Origin of the sequence: Nocardioides candidus, assembly GCF_041321175.1 — a bacterium.
In the GTDB taxonomy this organism is placed as follows: Bacteria; Actinomycetota; Actinomycetes; order Propionibacteriales; family Nocardioidaceae; genus Nocardioides.
Genome location: NZ_JBGGWC010000001.1, coordinates 1,225,805 through 1,243,392, shown reverse-complemented (window position 1 = coordinate 1,243,392; position 17,588 = coordinate 1,225,805). Strand labels below are relative to the sequence as shown.

At 68.8% G+C, this 17,588-nt stretch carries 26 protein-coding genes; all 26 read right to left on the bottom strand.

The window, feature by feature from the left end:
* Window positions 1-56: 56 nt before the first annotated feature.
* The 26 genes from ACAX67_RS06195 to rplP all read right to left on the bottom strand — a co-directional run bounded on the left by ACAX67_RS06195 (window position 57) and on the right by rplP (window position 17,587).
* Complete coding sequence (locus ACAX67_RS06195; RefSeq protein ID WP_370702933.1) at window positions 57-1,073, bottom strand: DNA-directed RNA polymerase subunit alpha; 1,017 nt, start codon at window positions 1,071-1,073, stop codon at window positions 57-59.
* 62 nt (window positions 1,074-1,135) lie between these two features.
* A complete protein-coding gene (gene rpsD, locus ACAX67_RS06190; RefSeq protein WP_370702932.1) occupies window positions 1,136-1,744 on the bottom strand; it encodes a 30S ribosomal protein S4 in 609 nt (202 codons plus the stop codon).
* Between the two features lie 30 nt (window positions 1,745-1,774).
* A complete protein-coding gene (rpsK, locus tag ACAX67_RS06185) occupies window positions 1,775-2,179 on the bottom strand; it encodes a 30S ribosomal protein S11 (protein WP_370702931.1) in 405 nt (134 codons plus the stop codon).
* Window positions 2,180-2,186: 7 nt separating this feature from the next.
* The gene (gene rpsM / locus ACAX67_RS06180; protein ID WP_183092215.1) at window positions 2,187-2,561 is read right to left on the bottom strand and encodes a 30S ribosomal protein S13; all 375 of its coding nucleotides are present in this window, start codon (window positions 2,559-2,561) and stop codon (window positions 2,187-2,189) included.
* A 199-nt stretch (window positions 2,562-2,760) separates the two neighbouring features.
* Window positions 2,761-2,874: a 50S ribosomal protein L36 gene (rpmJ, locus tag ACAX67_RS06175; protein ID WP_004008316.1), complete on the bottom strand. Its 114-nt coding sequence runs from the start codon at window positions 2,872-2,874 to the stop codon at window positions 2,761-2,763.
* Between the two features lie 33 nt (window positions 2,875-2,907).
* Window positions 2,908-3,129: a translation initiation factor IF-1 gene (infA, locus tag ACAX67_RS06170; protein WP_028656368.1), complete on the bottom strand. Its 222-nt coding sequence runs from the start codon at window positions 3,127-3,129 to the stop codon at window positions 2,908-2,910.
* A gap of 185 nt (window positions 3,130-3,314) precedes the next feature.
* The gene (locus ACAX67_RS06165; RefSeq protein WP_370702930.1) at window positions 3,315-4,391 is read right to left on the bottom strand and encodes an LLM class flavin-dependent oxidoreductase; all 1,077 of its coding nucleotides are present in this window, start codon (window positions 4,389-4,391) and stop codon (window positions 3,315-3,317) included.
* 40 nt (window positions 4,392-4,431) lie between these two features.
* The gene (locus ACAX67_RS06160; protein WP_370702929.1) at window positions 4,432-6,966 is read right to left on the bottom strand and encodes an FHA domain-containing protein; all 2,535 of its coding nucleotides are present in this window, start codon (window positions 6,964-6,966) and stop codon (window positions 4,432-4,434) included.
* Window positions 6,967-7,029: 63 nt separating this feature from the next.
* Window positions 7,030-8,061, bottom strand: coding sequence for a TerC family protein (locus ACAX67_RS06155; protein ID WP_370702928.1), 1,032 nt, complete (start codon window positions 8,059-8,061; stop codon window positions 7,030-7,032).
* A gap of 153 nt (window positions 8,062-8,214) precedes the next feature.
* A complete protein-coding gene (locus ACAX67_RS06150; RefSeq protein WP_370702927.1) occupies window positions 8,215-9,315 on the bottom strand; it encodes an isochorismate synthase in 1,101 nt (366 codons plus the stop codon).
* Window positions 9,316-9,346: 31 nt separating this feature from the next.
* On the bottom strand, window positions 9,347-10,180 hold the full coding sequence (gene map, locus ACAX67_RS06145) for a type I methionyl aminopeptidase (protein ID WP_370703643.1): 834 nt from the start codon (window positions 10,178-10,180) through the stop codon (window positions 9,347-9,349).
* Between the two features lie 75 nt (window positions 10,181-10,255).
* Window positions 10,256-10,831, bottom strand: a complete 576-nt coding sequence (locus tag ACAX67_RS06140) for an adenylate kinase (RefSeq protein ID WP_370702926.1) — start codon at window positions 10,829-10,831, stop codon at window positions 10,256-10,258.
* A 5-nt stretch (window positions 10,832-10,836) separates the two neighbouring features.
* Window positions 10,837-12,144, bottom strand: coding sequence for a preprotein translocase subunit SecY (gene secY, locus ACAX67_RS06135; protein WP_370702925.1), 1,308 nt, complete (start codon window positions 12,142-12,144; stop codon window positions 10,837-10,839).
* A 174-nt stretch (window positions 12,145-12,318) separates the two neighbouring features.
* Window positions 12,319-12,762, bottom strand: coding sequence for a 50S ribosomal protein L15 (rplO, locus tag ACAX67_RS06130; RefSeq protein ID WP_370702924.1), 444 nt, complete (start codon window positions 12,760-12,762; stop codon window positions 12,319-12,321).
* A 1-nt stretch (window position 12,763) separates the two neighbouring features.
* Window positions 12,764-12,946: a 50S ribosomal protein L30 gene (rpmD, locus tag ACAX67_RS06125; RefSeq protein WP_370702923.1), complete on the bottom strand. Its 183-nt coding sequence runs from the start codon at window positions 12,944-12,946 to the stop codon at window positions 12,764-12,766.
* Entirely contained in the window at window positions 12,946-13,596 is a 651-nt protein-coding gene (gene rpsE / locus ACAX67_RS06120; RefSeq protein WP_370702922.1) for a 30S ribosomal protein S5, read from the bottom strand. The genes rpmD and rpsE overlap by 1 nt, the downstream gene beginning before the upstream one ends.
* Before the next feature lie 28 nt (window positions 13,597-13,624).
* Window positions 13,625-14,008, bottom strand: a complete 384-nt coding sequence (rplR, locus tag ACAX67_RS06115; RefSeq protein ID WP_370702921.1) for a 50S ribosomal protein L18 — start codon at window positions 14,006-14,008, stop codon at window positions 13,625-13,627.
* A gap of 2 nt (window positions 14,009-14,010) precedes the next feature.
* Window positions 14,011-14,550 (bottom strand): 50S ribosomal protein L6, encoded by a 540-nt coding sequence (rplF, locus tag ACAX67_RS06110; protein WP_370702920.1) that lies wholly within the window; start codon window positions 14,548-14,550, stop codon window positions 14,011-14,013.
* A gap of 25 nt (window positions 14,551-14,575) precedes the next feature.
* Window positions 14,576-14,980 carry a 30S ribosomal protein S8 gene (rpsH, locus tag ACAX67_RS06105; protein ID WP_344772097.1) on the bottom strand — a complete coding sequence of 135 codons (405 nt, stop codon included), beginning with the start codon at window positions 14,978-14,980 and terminating at the stop codon, window positions 14,576-14,578.
* Between the two features lie 70 nt (window positions 14,981-15,050).
* Window positions 15,051-15,236, bottom strand: coding sequence for a type Z 30S ribosomal protein S14 (locus ACAX67_RS06100; protein ID WP_010831721.1), 186 nt, complete (start codon window positions 15,234-15,236; stop codon window positions 15,051-15,053).
* 1 nt (window position 15,237) lies between these two features.
* On the bottom strand, window positions 15,238-15,828 hold the full coding sequence (rplE, locus tag ACAX67_RS06095) for a 50S ribosomal protein L5 (RefSeq protein ID WP_370702919.1): 591 nt from the start codon (window positions 15,826-15,828) through the stop codon (window positions 15,238-15,240).
* Window positions 15,828-16,208, bottom strand: coding sequence for a 50S ribosomal protein L24 (gene rplX / locus ACAX67_RS06090; protein WP_370702918.1), 381 nt, complete (start codon window positions 16,206-16,208; stop codon window positions 15,828-15,830). Before rplX ends, rplE begins: the two co-directional genes overlap by 1 nt.
* On the bottom strand, window positions 16,208-16,576 hold the full coding sequence (gene rplN / locus ACAX67_RS06085) for a 50S ribosomal protein L14 (RefSeq protein ID WP_017932847.1): 369 nt from the start codon (window positions 16,574-16,576) through the stop codon (window positions 16,208-16,210). The genes rplX and rplN overlap by 1 nt, the downstream gene beginning before the upstream one ends.
* 77 nt (window positions 16,577-16,653) lie before the next feature.
* Window positions 16,654-16,932, bottom strand: coding sequence for a 30S ribosomal protein S17 (rpsQ, locus tag ACAX67_RS06080; protein ID WP_370702917.1), 279 nt, complete (start codon window positions 16,930-16,932; stop codon window positions 16,654-16,656).
* Window positions 16,929-17,168 (bottom strand): 50S ribosomal protein L29, encoded by a 240-nt coding sequence (gene rpmC / locus ACAX67_RS06075; RefSeq protein WP_149751590.1) that lies wholly within the window; start codon window positions 17,166-17,168, stop codon window positions 16,929-16,931. The genes rpsQ and rpmC overlap by 4 nt, the downstream gene beginning before the upstream one ends.
* The gene (gene rplP / locus ACAX67_RS06070; protein WP_370702916.1) at window positions 17,168-17,587 is read right to left on the bottom strand and encodes a 50S ribosomal protein L16; all 420 of its coding nucleotides are present in this window, start codon (window positions 17,585-17,587) and stop codon (window positions 17,168-17,170) included. The genes rpmC and rplP overlap by 1 nt, the downstream gene beginning before the upstream one ends.
* Window position 17,588 lies beyond the last annotated feature (1 nt).

Here is a 17,588-nt window from a genome sequence, read left to right as displayed (position 1 = left end):
TTCTCCCCGGCCGTACCAGGTACCGGGGTAGTGAATTCCGGGGATCCGGAAATCGATCAGTACTGCTCGTCCTCGACGAAGGTGTCGTCGTCGTCGTCGCCGTACGACGCCAGGGCGGCGTGCGGGTCGAAGCCGGGCGCGCTGTCCTTGAGGGACAGACCCATCTCGTGCAGCTTGGCCTTGACCTCGTCGATCGACTTCGCACCGAAGTTGCGGATGTCGAGCAGGTCCTGCTCCGAGCGGCTGATGAGCTCACCCACGGTGTGGATGCCCTCGCGCTTGAGGCAGTTGTAGGACCGGACCGTCAGCTGCAGGTCCTCGACCGGGAGGGCGAGGTCGGCGGCGAGCTGCTCGTCGACGGGCGACGGGCCGATGTCGATGCCCTCGGCCTCGACGTTGAGCTCACGGGCCAGGCCGAAGAGCTCGACCAGCGTCTTGCCGGCCGACGCGATGGCGTCGCGGGGCAGGATGGACGGCTTGGTCTCGACGTCGATGACGAGCTTGTCGAAGTCGGTGCGCTGCTCGACACGGGTGGCCTCGACCTTGTAGGTCACCTTGAGGACCGGGCTGTAGATCGAGTCGACCGGCATCCGGCCGATCTCGTTGTCGGCACCCTTGTTCTGGACGGCCGAGACGTAGCCGCGGCCACGCTCGACGACGAGCTCCATCTCGAGCTTGCCGTTGTCGCCCAGGGTGGCGATCTTCAGGTCCGGGTTGTGCACCTCGACACCGGCCGGGGGCGCGATGTCAGCCGCGGTGACGTCGCCGGCACCGGACTTGCGGAGGTACATCGTCACGGGCTCGTCGTGCTCCGAGGAGACCACGAGACCCTTGAGGTTCAGGATCATCTCGGTGACGTCTTCCTTGACACCGTCGATGGTCGAGAACTCGTGGAGCACGCCGTCGACCTTGATGCTGGTCACGGACGCGCCGGGGATGGAGGAGAGGAGGGTACGACGCAGCGAGTTGCCGAGCGTGTAGCCGAAGCCGGGCTCGAGGGGCTCGATGACGAACCGCGACCGGAACTGGTCGACGGTCTCCTCCGACAGGGTGGGGCGCTGTGCGATGAGCACTTGTTTCTTTCCTTTCCGGACCGACCGCTATATGAGGGTCCAGACGTGGTGCTGGAAGGTGGTTACTTCTTCGAGTAGTACTCGACGATGAGCTGCTCCTGGATCGGGAGGTCGATCTGCTCCCGGACCGGCAGCTGGTGCACCAGGATGCGCATCCGGTTCGGCAGGGCCTCGAGCCAGGCCGGGACGATGCGCTCGCCGTGCGTCTCGCGGGCGATGATGAACGGCGTCATCTCCAGCGACTTCTCGCGGACGTCGATGATGTCGTACTGCGTCACCTGGAAGGACGGGATGTCGACCTTCTTGCCGTTGACCAGGAAGTGACCGTGGGTCACCAGCTGGCGGGCGTGGCGGCGGGTGCGGGCGAAGCCGGCACGGTAGACGACGTTGTCCAGGCGGCACTCGAGGAGCTGCAGCAGGTTGTCGCCGGTCTTGCCCTGGCGACGAGCTGCCTCGACGTAGTACTTGTGGAACTGACGCTCGAGCACGCCGTAGGTGTAACGCGCCTTCTGCTTCTCCTGCAGCTGGTTGCGGTACTCGCTCTCCTTGATCCGCGCGCGGCCGTGCTGGCCCGGCGGGTAGGGGCGCTTCTCGAAGGCGGCGTCGCCGCCGATGAGGTCGACACCGAGACGGCGCGACTTCTTGGTGATGGGACCGGTGTAACGGGCCATGTCCTTACGCTCTCTTTCTCAGTCTCGGGGTCAGACGCGCCGGCGCTTGGGCGGGCGGCAACCGTTGTGCGGGGCGGGGGTCACGTCCTGGATGGTGCCGACCTCGAGGCCGATCGCACCCAGCGAGCGGATCGCCGTCTCGCGACCCGAGCCCGGGCCCTTCACGAAGACGTCGATCTTCTTCATGCCGTGCTCCATCGCCCTGCGCCCCGCGGCCTCGGCGGCCATCTGAGCGGCGTAGGGGGTGGACTTGCGGGAGCCCTTGAAGCCGACGGTGCCGGCGGACGCCCACGAGATCACCGCACCGGTCGGGTCGGTGATCGTGACGATCGTGTTGTTGAACGTGCTCTTGATGTGGGCCTCGCCCTGAGCGACGTTCTTCTTCTCCTTGCGGCGCACCTTCTTCGCGGCGCCGGCGCGGGTCTTGGGAGGCATTACTCGATCACTTCGCCTTCTTCTTGCCGGCAACGGTGCGCTTGGGGCCCTTGCGGGTCCGTGCGTTGGTCTTGGTGCGCTGACCGCGGACCGGGAGGCCCATGCGGTGGCGGCGGCCCTGGTAGCTGCCGATCTCGATCTTGCGGCGGATGTCGGCCTGGACCTCGCGACGGAGGTCACCCTCGATCTTGAAGTTGGCTTCGATCTCGTCGCGGAGCTTGACCAGCTCCTCGTCGCCCAGCTCGTGGACGCGGAGGTCCGGGGAGACCCCGGTCGCGGCCAGCAGCTGCTGGGCGCGGGTACGGCCGATGCCGTAGATGTAGGTGAGAGCGACCTCGATGCGCTTGTCGCGCGGCAGGTCGACTCCAACAAGGCGTGCCATGAATGGCGGTCCCTTCGGATTCACGGTGGTCTGGTCGTGATGCGTTCCGCTCTGTCTGAGTGCGGCTCCGGCCATCCGTTCCGGAGGTGTTTCGGTCGCACCGGCTGGTGGCGACCTAAGCGATCACGTGGATGTCGTATTCAGTTGTCGGTCTCGTGACGGTTGCTGGCGCAACCTCCTCGACCAGCAGCGACGAGCCTCAGCCCTGGCGCTGCTTGTGGCGCGGGTTCTCGCAGATCACCATGACGCGGCCGTGGCGACGGATCACCTTGCACTTGTCACAGATCGGCTTCACGCTCGGGTTGACCTTCATGTCAGCCCTTTCTCGGTTGTCTCGCGGCGAGTGTTACTTGTACCGGTAGACGATCCGGCCCCGCGAGAGGTCGTACGGCGAAAGCTCGACCACGACCCGGTCCTCGGGGAGGATCCGGATGTAGTGCTGGCGCATCTTCCCGCTGATGTGAGCGAGGACCTTGTGGCCGTTGCTCAGCTCCACACGGAACATCGCGTTGGGAAGGGCTTCCACGACGGAGCCCTCCATCTCGATGACGCCTTCTTTCTTCGCCATGCCGTCCTTCGGGTTGGGATTCGCTTACCGTTCGGCCCGGGAACCTCCGCTCCCCGACGGATCGGGAGGCGGTGGACCTCGTGCGGCCGTGTCGCCGCGCTCAACCCCGGGGTGTTTCCGGGGCAGCCGCGAGCATGACGACACAGACCCACGTTGGGCCGACATGCCAGTCTAGTCGGACGACTTCACGATCTCCCAATCGAGGAGCCGTCGATCACCGGGGCCAGGAGCTCCAGGGTGCGCACCCGCGCCGGGGCGCTGCCGGCGGGCGTGCCGCCCAGGGCGCCGGCGACCGGGTTGACCATGACCTCGTCGACGCCGTACGACGCCGCGAGCCGCTCGATCTCCGCGCGGGCACCGTCGGCGTCGCCGACGACCCACCGGCGTCGCATCGCGGCGACCAGGTCCTGGTGGGCCTCGGGAAGTCCGGCCGCGACCTGCGCCTCGGCCTCCTCGACCGTGCGTTGGGCCGTCAGCGGCTGACCGGTGCGCAGGGCGACCATCTGGAGCAGCTGGGGCAGCGCGAGGCGCTCCGCCTCCTCGGCGGTGTCGGCGACGGCGGCGTTGACGGTCAGGAAGGTCCGCGGCTCGGCGAGCTCGGGCGAGGGTCGGAAGCCGGAGCGGTAGAGCTCGAGGGCCTCGGCGGTCCCCGATCCCGAGAAGTGGTGCGCGAACACGTAGGGCATGCCCTTCTCGGCCGCCAGGCGCGCGGAGTAGTCGGAGGAGCCGAGCAGCCAGATCATCGGGACCGACCGGGCCGACGGGGTCGCCTTCAGCACGTGGGTACGGCCGCGCAGGGCCAGCCCTACGCCGTTCGGCTCCATCATCGCGAGCACGTTGTCGACGTACTCCGGGAACTGGTTGACCGCCTCGTCGCTCACCCCGCCCGCGCCGTGGCGCAGCGCCCAGCTCGTCACCGGGTCGGTGCCGGGCGCCCGGCCGATGCCGAGGTCGATGCGGCCCGGGAAGGCCGCCTCGAGCAGCGCGAACTGCTCGGCGACCACCAGCGGCGCATGGTTGGGCAGCATCACCCCGCCCGAGCCGACCCGGATCCGTTCGGTCGCCCCGCCGACGAGGCCGATCAGCACGGGCGGGTTGGTGGCGGCGACGGCCGGCATGTTGTGGTGCTCGGCGACCCAGAAGCGTGTGTAGCCCGACCGGTCGGCCGCGCGTGCCAGGTCGAGCGTCGCCGCGACCGCGTCGGCCGAGGTCTGGTCGGAACGGACGGGCACGAGGTCGAGCACGGAGAGAGCGAGAGACATCTCTGACTGCAAGGCGGCAGGAGGCCCGCGCATTCCCTCGTCAGTCCTCCTTGGCACTCCTGGACGTCAGCAGCATGCCGAGCGCGTAGGTGCCGGCAGCGAGCAGGGCGAGCATGAAGAGGTCCAGCAGGTAGTGGCCCGGGCCGGCCAAGGCGATCCAGTCGTCGTCGGCCCGGTCGACCTGGCCGCGGACGAGTCCCATCGCCGAGGCGGCGGCCGCGTAGCCCCATCGCGAGGGTGAGAGCCAGGCGATCTGCTCCAGCAGGGGCCGGCCGGCGATGGCGAACAGCGATCCCGAGAGCACCAGCTGCAGCATGATCACCCCCACCAGTGCCGGCATCGTCTGCTCGGTGCTGGTGAAGAGCGCGGACAGAGCGAGCCCGACGATCGCCATCGTCAGCGCCAGGAACGCGATCGTGAAGGCGACCCTGGGCGTGCCGAGCCGGCCGTCCGCACCCGGCAGGCCGACGGTGGCGATGAAGGTCACCACCAGGCCCTGCACGAACGCCGCACTGCCGAGCACCAGCACCTTGCTCAGGAAGTAGACCCGCGGCGACAGCCCCACGGCGTACTCCCGGCGGAAGATGGGCCGCTCCCCCACCAGCTCGCGGATCGCTATCGCGGTGCCCATCAGGCACGCGGCCACGATCAGGACGATGAGACGTTGGGTGGCCTCGCCCGGGTCGAGCACCATCCGGACCGGGTTGCCGATGGGTACGCCGTCGCGCATGGTGTCGCACCTCCCGCCGCCGATCGACGTGGTCGATCCCGGGCAGTGGCGGGTGTCGTCGAGGGACAGCCCGCTCTTGCCCGGCACGATCCGGCTCAGCCCGCCCAGGATCAGCGGGAGCAGCAGGAGCATCCCGAGGAGGAGCCGGTCGGCGACCACCACGGCCGCGTTGCGGCGCACGAGCGTCGACAGCTGGCGACCGGGCGACTGCTTGGGCGGCGGCGGCACTCCGGCGGTCGCGGCCGGGAGGGCTCCGGTCGTCGGCGCCAGCTGCTGCGGCGCCGGGATCTGCGCCCAGAGGTCCGGGCTGTCCAACAGGTCGAAGACCTCGGGATAGCTCCCCCGCCGGAAGTGCGCGAGGACCCCGGCGGGCGGACCGAAGTAGGCGATCCGACCACCAGGTGCCAGCACCATCACGTTGTCGCAGACGTCGAGCGCGAGCACCGAGTGCGTGACGACCATGACCACGCGGCCGCCGTCGGCCAGCGTGCGCAGCTGCTTCATCACCTCGAGGTCGAGGCCCGGGTCGAGGCCCGAGGTGGGCTCGTCGAGGAAGAGGAGCGGCGGTGCGGTGAGCAGCTCGGTCGCGATCGAGACCCGCTTCTTCTGGCCGCCCGACAGCTGGGTGCCGATCCGGTTGTCGAGCCGCGTGGTCAGCTGGAGCTGCTCGGCGACCTGGTGGACCCGGGCCTCCTGCTCCTGCGGCGTCGTGTCGGGCGGCAGCCGCAGCTCTGCGGCGAAGCGCAGGGCCTGCCGGACCTTGAGCTGGGGGTGCTGGATGTCCTGCTGCGGCACCAGGCCGATCTGGAAGCGCAGCTGGTCGTAGTTGGCGTAGAGGTCGTGGCCCTGCCAGATGACCCGGCCGTGGGTGGCGGGCCGCAGGCCGGTGAGCGCGCCGAGGAGCGTGGACTTCCCCGCTCCCGACGGACCGATGACCGCGGTCAGGCTCGACGGCTTGAGCTGGAACGACGCGCCCTGGAGCAGCTGCCGGCCGCCCGGCAGCCCGGTGGTCAGCCCGTCGGCGTAGAGGGTGAACTCGTGCGTCGTCGCCGACGCGAGCAGCTGGCGCCCGTCCCAGCGGAAGGTCTGGTTGCCGACGATCACCTCGGCCCCGACGGCGAGCTGCACCGAGCCCTGGACCCGGTGGCCGTTGACGTACGTGCCGTTGAAGCTGCCGAGGTCCTGCAGGAGCGCGGGCTGCCCCGGCCCGCCCAGGTGCAGCAGCGCGTGGTGCCGGCTCACCAGGGCGTCGTCGAGGACGACGTCGTTGTCCGTCGTACGCCCGATGCTGAGGGGGCGGCCGGCGGCGGCCTGCTGGGGCAGCACCACCGACTGGCCGTGGGCCAGCTGCCCGGGGGGCAGCACGGGCTGCGGCTTCCAGGCGTCGGCCGGAGCGGCCTGGGCCGGGAGCTGGGGTGGCGGCAGGTTGCGCCACCAGTCGTCGGCCGGCGGTGCCGGGGTCGGGGACGGTGGCTGGTACGGCGGCGGGACGGGCTGCGCAGGGGCGGCGGACTGCGCGGCGACGACCGGCGCCGCGCTCACCACCACGGCCTCCCCCGTCGGACCACCCAGGTGCAGGCTCATCGGGCCGACGGGCACCGCCACGCGGCTGATCCGCTGCCCGCGGACGAAGGTGCCGTTGCTGCTGGTGTCGACGACCACCCAGGCGTCGCCCTCGAGCTGCACGACCGCGTGGTGGCGCGACGCGCTGGGCTCGGTGACCTGGACGTCGCAGTCGGCCTCGCGACCGACGACCACGCGGTCGCCGTCGAAGGTCCTCGTCGTCCCGGCCCACTCCACCTGGAGGCGGGGAGCGCCGCCGGAGCGGCTCGGTGCGTTGGTCATGGGCCTCGGGGAGCTGGGGAGCGGGGACGGCAGCACCCTAGATGATCGACGCCCCGCTCATGGTCACTCCCGCCAGTCCGATCCCGGCGTCTCGTCCAGGTCGGCCGGTGCCACGGCCTCGTCGGTGCCGGCAGGAGCCTTAAGGAGGCTCGCCACCGCCGTGACGACCAGGGTCGTGAGGATGACGCCCAGGCTCACCAGCGAGGAGATCTCCGGCGCACCCGTGACGTGGTTCCCGCCGTTGATGAAGGGCAGCTCGTTCTCGTGCAGGGCGTGCAGCACCAGCTTCACGCCGATGAACGCGAGCACGAACGCCAGCCCCAGGGACAGGTAGACGAGCCGCTGCAACAGTCCTCCGAGGAGGAAGTAGAGCTGGCGCAGACCCATCAGGGCGAAGACGTTGGCCGTGAAGACGAGGTAGGGCTCCTGCGTGATCCCGAAGATGGCCGGGATCGAGTCGAGCGCGAACAAGATGTCGGTGACGCCCAGCGCGAGGATCACGATGAGGATCGGCGACACGAAGCGGACGCCGTTCTCGACGTACCACAGGCGCAGGCCGTGGTACTCCGTGCCGACGTTCATGTGGCGCTGCGCGAATTTCACCACCGCGTTGTCCTCCGGGTGCTCCTCCTCGTCGTCGGTGTAGCTGCCGACGAGCTTCGCGGCGGTGTAGACGAGGAAGGCGCCGAAGAGGTAGAAGACCCAGCTGAAGTTCTCGATCAGGGTGTAGCCGAGCGCGATGAACACGCCGCGGAAGACCAGCGCGAGGATGATGCCGATCAGCAGCGCCTCCTGCTGGTACTTCCTCGGCACCTTCAGCGCCGCCATCAGGATCAGGAAGACGAACAGGTTGTCGATCGACAGGCTGTACTCCGTCAGCCAGCCGGCGAAGAACTGCACGCCGTAGTCGTGGCCGTGCTTCGCGAGGGTCCACAGGCCGAACGCGACGGCGCCGCCGACGTACACGCTGAGCGCGAGGGCGCACTCCTTCAGCGACGGCTCACGCGGGTCGCGTGCGATGACGACGACGTCGAACAGGAGCACGCCGATGGTGACGGCGAAGGTGATGGTCCATTCCAGGGTGGTGACGTCCACAGGGAGCCTCTCGGAGATCGGGGTCGGCCGGTCGCCCGAGGTCTCTTCCGTCACCGACCGGCGACCCACGCTCCCGGACCGGCCCGTTCGAGCAGCCGATCGTGATGACGAGAACGCAGCGGAGGAATACTCCCCTCTGGTGCCCCGACCCTACTACGACAGTCCGGAGACCCGCGTCATCGTCGCGAGCTTGGCCCCGGTCTCGCGGACCTCGGAGTCGGGGTCGGAGCCGGCGACGATGCCGGCGCCGGCGAAGAGGCGCATGCGGTCGCCGTCGATGACCGCGGCACGGATCGTGATGGCGAAGATCCCGTCGCCGGTGCCGTCGACCCAGCCGACGCACCCGGCGAAGTAGTCGCGCAGGTCGCCCTCCAGGTCGGCGATGGCCTCGGCAGCGGCAGCAGCAGGTACGCCACCCACGGCCGGCGTGGGGTGCAGCATCTGCGCCAGGCGCAGGGCACTGGGGCCCGTGGCGGGGTCCTCGAGCCGTGCCGTGATCGGCGAGGCCAGGTGCCACACGGTGTCGGTGGCGAGCAGCGACGGCCCGGTCGGCGGCTCGACGTCGACGCAGACCTCCTTCAGGGCGTGCACGATCGCGTCGACGACGAACGCGTGCTCGGCGAGGTCCTTGGCGGAGGCCTTGAGGGACGCCGCGCGCCGGGCGTCCTCCCCGGGGTCGGACGACCGCGGGACGGAGCCCGCCAGGGGCGTGCAGGCGATCTGGTCGCCGTGGCGGCTCACGAGGAGCTCGGGGCTCGCGCCGACCAGCAGTGGTCCGTCGTCGAGGGACTCGGTCAGCGGCACCGAGAAGACGTAGCGGCCGGGCCGGGTCACCAGCAGCCGGTCGATGATCTCGGCGGGCTCGAGCGGCGGGTCGCTGATCACGTCGAGGCAGCGCCCGATGACGACCTTGCGCACGACCCCCGCCTCGATCTTGGCGAGCACCGCACGCACCATGTCGGCGTAGGCCTCGGCGGTGGGGAACTCCCGCACGTCGTAGGTCCGCTCCCGCAGGCTCCGCTCGGGGCCGTGCAGGGGACGCTCCGACCCGGTGACCTGGTGGAAGATGCCGGGCGCTCCGGCCGCGAACGAGAGCGCACCGATGGCCCGCTCCCCCGGCGGCAGGGCCGCCACGACCTCGTCGGCCCACGCCGGGTCGGCCCCGTCCGGCGTGGTCCAGGTGTGCACCACCTGGTCGGCGACGTACGCCTCCTCGCCGGAGGCGAAGAGGAGCGGTCGCGAGGGCAGGGCCATGTCGTGCATCGTACGTCGGCGGGCGTGGGCCTCAGTCGCCGCCGTAGGGCACGCCCAGGCGCTCCAGGGCAGCGCGACCGCCGTCGTGGGCGGTGAGCACCCACACGCCGGAGTCGGTGAGGGCGAAGGTGTGCTCGAAGTGGGCGGCGACGGACCCGTCGACGGTCACGACGGTCCACTCGTCGGCGGCGACCCTCGTCCGAGGGTCGCCGAGCGTGATCATCGGCTCGACCGCGAGCGCGAGGCCGCGCCTGAGCCGCGGGCCGCGGCCCGGCCGGCCGTAGTTGGGAACGTCGGGCGGCAGGTGCATCTCCGTGCCGATGCCGTGGCCGGTGTAGTCCTCGACGATGCCGTAGCCGCCCTGCGAGCGCACGTGGTGCTCGACCGCGTGCGAGATGTCGCCGACCCGGCCGCCGACGCGCGCGGCGGCGATGCCGCGCCACATCGCCTCCTCGGTCACCCGCATCAGCTCGGTCACCTCGGCCGGCACCTCGCCGACCGCGACGGTGATCGCGGCGTCGCCGTGCCAGCCCTGCCCCGTCTCGTCCGCGACGATCGCGCCGCAGTCGATCGAGACCACGTCACCCTCGGCGAGCAGCTGACCGCCGGGGATCCCGTGCACGACCGCGTCGTTGACCGACGCGCAGATCGTCGCCGGGAAGGGCGGGTCTCCGTAGCCCAGGAACGACGGCGTCGCTCCCCGCGACCGGATCAGGTCCTCGGCCACCCGGTCGAGCTCACCGGTGGTGACACCCGGGCGTACGGCGGCGCGCACCGCCGCCAGCGCATCGGCGACGACAAGCCCGGCCTCCCGCATGCGCTGGACCTGCTCAGGAGACTTGATCTCCGAACCCGACCCGAACAAGGTCACCTACCTTCCAGCGGGCCGAGCCTGCGCGGACCGTGCGGTGCCGCACGATCCGCGACACGCTCGCGCAAGTCAGGACTGGGACACGGCGTCGAGGGCCTCGAAGATGCGCTTCGTGACCTCCTCGACCTCACCCATGCCGTCGATCTCGTGGACCAGGCCACGCTCCTTGTAGACCGCGATGAGGGGCTCGGTCTCCGACAGGTAGATCTCCTGCCGGCGCCGGATCACCTCTTCGGTGTCGTCGGCGCGGCCCTCCGTCTGGGCGCGGGCGAGCAGGCGCTGGACCAGCTCGTCCTTGTCCGCGGTGATCACCACGACGGCGTCGAGGCTGTGACCGGTGTGACCGATCATGCCGTCGAGCTCCTCGACCTGGGCCAGGGTGCGCGGGTAGCCGTCGAGCAGGAAGCCGGGAGCGGCGTCGGGCTCGTCGATGCGGTTGCGCACCATCAGGTTGGTGACCTCGTCGGGGACGTACTCACCGGCGTCCATGTAGCGCTTCGCCTCGACACCCAGCGGGGTGCCCTGCGAGACGTTGGCCCGGAAGATGTCGCCGGTCGAGATCGCCGGGACCCCGAAGTGGTCGGCGACGAACTTGGCCTGGGTGCCCTTGCCGGCGCCCGGGGGCCCCATCAGAATCAGCCTCATAGCAGTTACCGCAAGAATCCTTCGTAGTTGCGCTGCTGGAGCTGGCTCTCGATCTGCTTCACCGTGTCGAGTGCGACGCCCACCATGATGAGGATGGACGTGCCTCCGAAGGGGAAGTTCTGGTTGACGTTGATCAGGACCAGCGCGATCAGCGGGATCAGGGAGATCAAGCCAAGGTAGAGAGCCCCCGGCAGCGTGATGCGGGAGAGGACATAGGACAGGTAGTCCTGCGTCGGCTTGCCCGCCCGGATCCCGGGGATGAAGCCGCCGTACTTCTTCATGTTGTCTGCCACCTCTTGCGGGTTGAAGGTGATCGACACGTAGAAGTAGGTGAAGAAGATGATGAGCAGGAAGTAGCTCGCCATGTAGAGCGGGTGGTCACCGCGCACGAAGTGGTCGGCGACGAACTTCACCCACGCCGAGTTGCTCGACTGGTTGAACTGCACGGCCATCGCCGGCAGGTAGAGGAGCGACGAGGCGAAGATGACGGGGATGATGCCGGCCTGGTTGACCTTCAGCGGGATGTAGGTGGAGCTGCCGCCGAACATCTTGCGACCGACCATCCGGCGGGCGTACTGCACCGGGATACGGCGCTGGGCCTGCTCGATGAAGATGACCGCCGCCACGAGCGCGAGCCCGATGCCGATCACCAGCGCGAAGGTCCACCAGCCGTGGCTCTTCTGGACCGACCACAGGGTCGTCGGGAAGGTCGCCACGACCTGGGTGAAGATGAGGATCGACATGCCGTTGCCGATGCCGCGCTCGGTGATGAGCTCACCCAGCCACATGATGACCGCGGTGCCGGCGGTCATCGTGATGACGAGGACCAGGAAGGTCGTCGTGCTGTCGCTGTGGAGCAGCGGGTAGGTCTCCGTGTCGCAGTTCTGCAGCAGGTTGCCGGTGCGCGCGAGCGCGACGATGCCGGTGGCCTGGAGCAGCGCGAGGCCGAGGGTCAGGTAGCGCGTGTACTGCGTGATCTTGGTCTGCCCGGCCTGGCCCTCCTTCTTGAGGGCCTCCAGACGCGGGATCACGACGACGAGCAGCTGCAGGATGATGCTCGCGGTGATGTAGGGCATGATCCCCAGCGCAAAGATCGTCAGCTGGAGCAGCGCACCGCCGGAGAACAGGTTGATCAGGTTGTAGACGCCGGTGTTGTTCGCCTGGTCGCCCAGGCAGTGCTGCACGTTGGCCACGTGCACACCGGGGGCCGGGATCTGCGATCCCGCCCGGAAGATGACGATGATCAGGAAGACGAACAGCAGCTTGCGCCGCAGGTCCGGTGTCCGGAATGCGTTCACGAACGCGCTGAGCACTGACTGGTCCTCGTTTCCCTACTGATGCCGCACTGACTGCCGTGAGGTGGCGTCCTGAACCGGCTGCCGTTCGGCCGCCGGAAGCCTAACAGGGCGCGACAGGATCTCGTCTGGAGATGGTACGGCGAAGGGCGCAGCCGCTCGACATCGAGCCGCTGCGCCCTTCCCCGTTGCTCACAGGACGGTGACGCTGCCGCCCGCACTCTCGATCTTCTCCTTGGCGGAGGACGAGAAGGCGTTCGCGCTCACCGCGACCTTGACCGAGAGCTCGCCCTGGCCGAGGACCTTGACGGGCTCGCCCTTGCGGACGGCGCCGCGGGCCACGAGCGACTCCGGGGTGACGTCGCCGCCCTCCGGGAACAGCTCGCTGATCCGGTCGAGGTTGACGACCTGGAAGGTCACCTTGAACGGGTTCTTGAAGCCCTTGAGCTTCGGGAGGCGCATGTGGATGGGCATCTGCCCACCCTCGAACGCCACGGGCACCTGGTAGCGGGCCTTGGTGCCCTTGGTGCCACGGCCCGAGGTCTTGCCCTTCGAGCCCTCACCGCGACCCACGCGGGTCTTGGCGGTCTTCGCGCCCGGCGCGGGGCGCAGGTGGTGCAGCTTGAGAGCACCCATGTCAGTCGACCTCCTCGACCGTCACGAGGTGACGGACGGTCTGGACCATGCCCCGGATCTCGGGACGGTCCTCCTTGACCACGACGTCGCCGATGCGCTTCAGGCCGAGCGAGCGCAGGGTCTCCCGCTGGTTCTGCTTGCGGCCGATCGCCGACTTCATCTGCTGGACCTTGAGCTGAGCCATCAGGAGCTCACCCCCACGGCGTCGCCGCTCGGCTTGGCAGCCGCCCTCGCGGCCTCCTCGCCCTCGGCCTTGGCCTTGAGCAGCGCGGCCGGGGCCACGTGCTCGACAGGAAGGCCACGACGCGCGGCCACGGCCTCCGGCTGCTCGAGCAGCTGCAGCGCCGCGACGGTCGCGTGCACGATGTTGATCTGGTTGGACGAGCCCAGCGACTTGCTGAGCACGTCGTGGATGCCGGCGCACTCGAGGACGGCGCGCACCGGGCCACCGGCGATCACACCGGTACCGGGCGCGGCCGGCCGCAGGAAGACGACGCCAGCCGCCTTCTCGCCCTGCACCGGGTGCGGGATGGTGCCCTGGATGCGGGGGACGCGGAAGAAGTTCTTCTTCGCCTCCTCGACACCCTTGGCGATCGCCGCGGGCACCTCCTTGGCCTTGCCGTAGCCGACGCCGACCAGACCGTCACCGTCACCGACGACCACGAGGGCGGTGAAGCTGAAGCGACGACCACCCTTCACGACCTTGGCGACACGGTTGATCGCGACGACACGCTCGACGTACTGGCTCTTGTCGGCGCCACCACGACGGTCGTCACGACCGCCGCGTCCGCCGCGGTCGCCACCCGAACGCTGTCCGCGCTGGGGTCCGCTCATGATTTCTCCTCAGTCCTTGCTATCGCGATCAGAAGGTCAGGCCGGCGTCGCGAGCGCCGTCGGCCAGGGCCGCGATGCGACCGTGGTACTTGTTGCCGGCACGGTCGAAGACGACCGACTCGACACCGAGCTCCTTGGCACGGGCGGCGACGAGCTCGCCGACCTTCTTCGCCTTGGCGGTCTTGTCACCGTCGAACGACCGCACGTCGCCCTCCATGGTGGAGGCGTAGGCCAGGGTCTTGCCGACGAGGTCGTCGACGACCTGGACGGTGATGTGCTTGGTCGACCGGGTGACCACCATGCGCGGGCGCTCGGCGGTTCCGGAGATCTTCTTGCGGCCACGGACCTGGCGGCGCAGACGCGACTTCGCGCGCGCCGAGAGGTGCCGCTGGTGCTTGAGGGTGATCGCCATGGTCACTTACCAGCCTTTCCGACCTTGCGGCGGACGTGCTCGCCGGCGTAACGGACACCCTTGCCCTTGTAGGGCTCGGGCTTGCGGAGCTTGCGGATGTTGGCCGCGACCTCGCCTACCTGCTGCTTGTCGATGCCGACGACACCGAGCTTGGTCGGACCGTCGACGGTGAAGGTGATGCCCTCCGGCGCGTCGAAGATGATCGGGTGCGAGTAGCCGAGCTGGAACTCCAGCTGGGTCGGGCCCTTGGAAAGGACGCGGTAACCCACGCCGACGATCTCGAGCTTCTTCTCGTAGCCCTCGGTCACACCCACGACCATGTTGTTGATCAGGGTGCGGGTCAGGCCGTGGAGCGACTTGCTGATGCGCTCGTCGTCGGGACGCGTCACGTCGAGGACGTCGTCGTTGCGCTCGACCACGATCGGCGCGGCGACGACGTGCGACAGGGTGCCCTTGGGGCCCTGCACGGTCACCTGCGGACCGTCGAGCGTCACGTTGACGCCGGCCGGGACCGGGACGGGGAGCTTGCCAATGCGGGACATTGCTGTGCCTCTCTTCCTGGTCTCGTTACCAGACGTAGGCGAGGACTTCCCCACCCACGCCCTTCTGGTTGGCCTGACGGTCGGTCAGCAGGCCCTGGCTCGTCGAGATGATCGCGACGCCCAGGCCGCCGAGCACCTTCGGGAGACCCGTGTGCTTGGCGTAGACCCGCAGACCGGGCTTGCTGATGCGGCGGACACCGGCGATCGAGCGCTCACGGTTGCGGCCGTACTTGAGCGTGATCGTGAGGATCTGGCCGACGCCGTTCTCGTTGTCGGCGACGTCGAAGGAGGTGATGTAGCCCTCCTGCTTGAGGATCTCGGCGACGCCCTGCTTCAGCTTGCTGTAGGGCATCGAGACCGCGTCGTGGTACGCCTGGTTGGCGTTGCGCAGACGAGTCAGCATGTCTGCGATCGGGTCAGTCATCGTCATGATGTGTGTTTCTTTCTGCTGCGGTTTCCGCCCGCGCTCGGCGGGTCGGACCTTCAGCTGTTAGTGGTGATTACCAGCTCGACTTGGTGACGCCGGGCAGCTCGCCGCGGTGGGCCATCTCCCGCAGGCAGATCCGGCAGAGGCCGAACTTGCGGTAGACCGCCTTCGGGCGACCGCAGCGCTGGCAGCGGGTGTAGCCGCGAACCGCGAACTTGGGCTTGCGCGCGGCCTTGACCTTGAGCGAAGTCTTCGCCATGTCAGTTCTCCTTGAAGGGGAAGCCGAGCTGCTTCAGCAGCGCGCGACCCTGCTCGTCGTTGGTGGCCGAGGTGACGATCGTGATGTCCATGCCCCGCTGACGGTCGACCTTGTCCTGGTCGATCTCGTGGAACATGACCTGCTCGGTCAGACCGAAGGTGTAGTTGCCCTTGCCGTCGAACTGCTTGGGGCTCAGGCCGCGGAAGTCGCGGATGCGCGGGAGCGCGAGCGACAGCAGGCGGTCGAGGAACTCCCACATGCGGTCGCCGCGGAGGGTGACGTGGGTGCCGATCGGCATGCCCTCGCGCAGCTTGAACTGCGCGATGGACTTCCGGGCCTTGGTCACCGCCGGCTTCTGGCCGGTGATGGCGGTCAGGTCGCGGATCGCGCCCTCGATCAGCTTCGAGTCGCGAGCGGCCTCGCCGACACCCATGTTGACCACGATCTTGGTCAGGCCGGGGACCTGCATGACGTTGGCGATCTCGAACTCCGACCGCAGCGCCGGGAGGATCTCCTCGCGGTACTTGGTCTTGAGCCGGGGGGTGACCTTCTGGTCGGCCACAGCCACGGTGCCCTCTGAGTTCTCGGTCATCAGATTTCCTTCCCGGTCTTGCGGGAGATGCGGACGCTGCGCGTCGAGGAGTACTCCGAGCCGTCGGGGCGGCGCTTGGTGACCTCGACCCGCTTGAAGGCGATGCGCGTGACGCCCTTGCCCTCGACCAGCATCACGTTGGAGACGTGGATGGGGGCCTCGGTCGTGATGATCCCGCCGGTGGTGCCGGCGCGACCGCCCTGGTTGACGACCTTGGTGTGCTTCTTGATCCGGTTGACGCCCTCGACGATCACCCGCTGCTCCTCGCGGAGCACCTTGATGACCTTGCCCTCAGCGCCCTTGTCCTTGCCCGCGATCACCTTGACGGTGTCGCCCTTCTTGATGGACACCTTCGGCGTCTTGCCGTTCGACGCAGCCATCACAGCACCTCCGGGGCGAGCGAGATGATCTTCATGAACTTCTTCTCCCGCAGCTCGCGGCCGACGGGGCCGAAGATGCGCGTGCCGCGCGGCTCACCGTCGTTCTTGAGGATCACGGCGGCGTTCTCGTCGAAGCGGATGTACGAGCCGTCGGGCCGGCGGCGCTCCTTGACGGTGCGCACGATGACCGCCTTGACGACGTCACCCTTCTTGACGTTGCCGCCGGGGATCGCGTCCTTGACGGTGGCGACGATGACGTCGCCGATCCCGGCGTAGCGACGACCCGAGCCGCCGAGCACGCGGATGCAGAGGATCTCCTTCGCACCGGTGTTGTCGGCGACCTTGAGTCGCGACTCCTGCTGAATCATTTCTTCTCCTGGTTGTCGTGCCGGTTCTCAGCCCCACGCGGGGACGGAGCCTGGCCGAACTCGGCCGAAAATTCGGACTACTTGGCGCGCTCGAGGACCTTGACGACCCGCCACCGCTTGGTGGCGGACAACGGCCGGGTCTCCATGATCAGGACCCGGTCGCCGACGCCGCAGTCGTTCTGCTCGTCGTGCGCCTTGAGACGGGTGTTGCGACGAAGGACCTTGCCGTAGAGGGCGTGCTTGACGCGGTCCTCGACGGACACGACCACGGTCTTGTCCATCTTGTCGCTCACGACCAAGCCCTCGCGGGTCTTGCGCGTGCTGCGCTCGACGCTCTGGTTGGACTGCTCGCTCATGCGCTCTCCTCCTCCGAGCCCGGGGCGGTCCGGATGCCGAGCTCGCGCTCACGCACCACGGTGTAGATCCGGGCGATGTCCTTCTTGACCGTGCGGAGCCGACCGTGCGACTCCAGCTGGCCGGTGGCCGCCTGGAACCGGAGGTTGAACAGCTCCTCCTTGGCCTCGCGCAGCTTGGCCTCGAGGTCGATGTCGTTGAGCTCGTCGAGCTCGTGGGCCTGCAGGCTCTGGCTCATCAGAACTCCCCCGCCTCTCGGGTGACGAAGCGGCACTTCATGGGCAGCTTGTGGATGGCGCGGCGCATCGCCTCGCGGGCGACGTCCTCCGGGACACCGGACAGCTCGAACATGACGCGGCCGGGCTTGACGTTCGCGATCCACCACTCCGGCGAGCCCTTGCCGGAACCCATGCGGGTCTCGGCCGGCTTCTTGGTGAGCGGACGGTCCGGGTAGATGTTGATCCAGACCTTGCCGCCACGCTTGATGTGGCGGGTCATGGCGATACGAGCGGACTCGATCTGCCGGTTGGTCACGTAGTGACCCTCGACCGCCTGGATACCGAAGTCACCGAACGCGAGCGTGGTGCCACCCTTGGCCGCACCCCGACGCTTCGGGTGGTGCTGCTTGCGGTGCTTGACGCGACGCGGCATCAACATG

Coding starts and splice junctions, on each gene's coding strand:
- rpsD (WP_370702932.1), bottom strand. CDS start 1,744: ATGGCCCGTTACACCGGTCCCATCACCAAGAAGTCGCGCCGTCTCGGT.
- rpsK (WP_370702931.1), bottom strand. CDS start 2,179: ATGCCTCCCAAGACCCGCGCCGGCGCCGCGAAGAAGGTGCGCCGCAAG.
- rpsM (WP_183092215.1), bottom strand. CDS start 2,561: ATGGCACGCCTTGTTGGAGTCGACCTGCCGCGCGACAAGCGCATCGAG.
- rpmJ (WP_004008316.1), bottom strand. CDS start 2,874: ATGAAGGTCAACCCGAGCGTGAAGCCGATCTGTGACAAGTGCAAGGTG.
- infA (WP_028656368.1), bottom strand. CDS start 3,129: ATGGCGAAGAAAGAAGGCGTCATCGAGATGGAGGGCTCCGTCGTGGAA.
- ACAX67_RS06165 (WP_370702930.1), bottom strand. CDS start 4,391: ATGTCTCTCGCTCTCTCCGTGCTCGACCTCGTGCCCGTCCGTTCCGAC.
- ACAX67_RS06160 (WP_370702929.1), bottom strand. CDS start 6,966: ATGACCAACGCACCGAGCCGCTCCGGCGGCGCTCCCCGCCTCCAGGTG.
- ACAX67_RS06150 (WP_370702927.1), bottom strand. CDS start 9,315: ATGGCCCTGCCCTCGCGACCGCTCCTCTTCGCCTCCGGCGAGGAGGCG.
- ACAX67_RS06140 (WP_370702926.1), bottom strand. CDS start 10,831: ATGAGGCTGATTCTGATGGGGCCCCCGGGCGCCGGCAAGGGCACCCAG.
- rplO (WP_370702924.1), bottom strand. CDS start 12,762: ATGGGTGCTCTCAAGCTGCACCACCTGCGCCCCGCGCCGGGCGCGAAG.
- rpmD (WP_370702923.1), bottom strand. CDS start 12,946: ATGGCTCAGCTCAAGGTCCAGCAGATGAAGTCGGCGATCGGCCGCAAG.
- rpsE (WP_370702922.1), bottom strand. CDS start 13,596: ATGAGCGGACCCCAGCGCGGACAGCGTTCGGGTGGCGACCGCGGCGGA.
- rplR (WP_370702921.1), bottom strand. CDS start 14,008: ATGGCGATCACCCTCAAGCACCAGCGGCACCTCTCGGCGCGCGCGAAG.
- rplF (WP_370702920.1), bottom strand. CDS start 14,550: ATGTCCCGCATTGGCAAGCTCCCCGTCCCGGTCCCGGCCGGCGTCAAC.
- rpsH (WP_344772097.1), bottom strand. CDS start 14,980: ATGACGATGACTGACCCGATCGCAGACATGCTGACTCGTCTGCGCAAC.
- ACAX67_RS06100 (WP_010831721.1), bottom strand. CDS start 15,236: ATGGCGAAGACTTCGCTCAAGGTCAAGGCCGCGCGCAAGCCCAAGTTC.
- rplE (WP_370702919.1), bottom strand. CDS start 15,828: ATGACCGAGAACTCAGAGGGCACCGTGGCTGTGGCCGACCAGAAGGTC.
- rplX (WP_370702918.1), bottom strand. CDS start 16,208: ATGGCTGCGTCGAACGGCAAGACGCCGAAGGTGTCCATCAAGAAGGGC.
- rplN (WP_017932847.1), bottom strand. CDS start 16,576: ATGATTCAGCAGGAGTCGCGACTCAAGGTCGCCGACAACACCGGTGCG.
- rpsQ (WP_370702917.1), bottom strand. CDS start 16,932: ATGAGCGAGCAGTCCAACCAGAGCGTCGAGCGCAGCACGCGCAAGACC.
- rpmC (WP_149751590.1), bottom strand. CDS start 17,168: ATGAGCCAGAGCCTGCAGGCCCACGAGCTCGACGAGCTCAACGACATC.
- rplP (WP_370702916.1), bottom strand. CDS start 17,587: ATGTTGATGCCGCGTCGCGTCAAGCACCGCAAGCAGCACCACCCGAAG.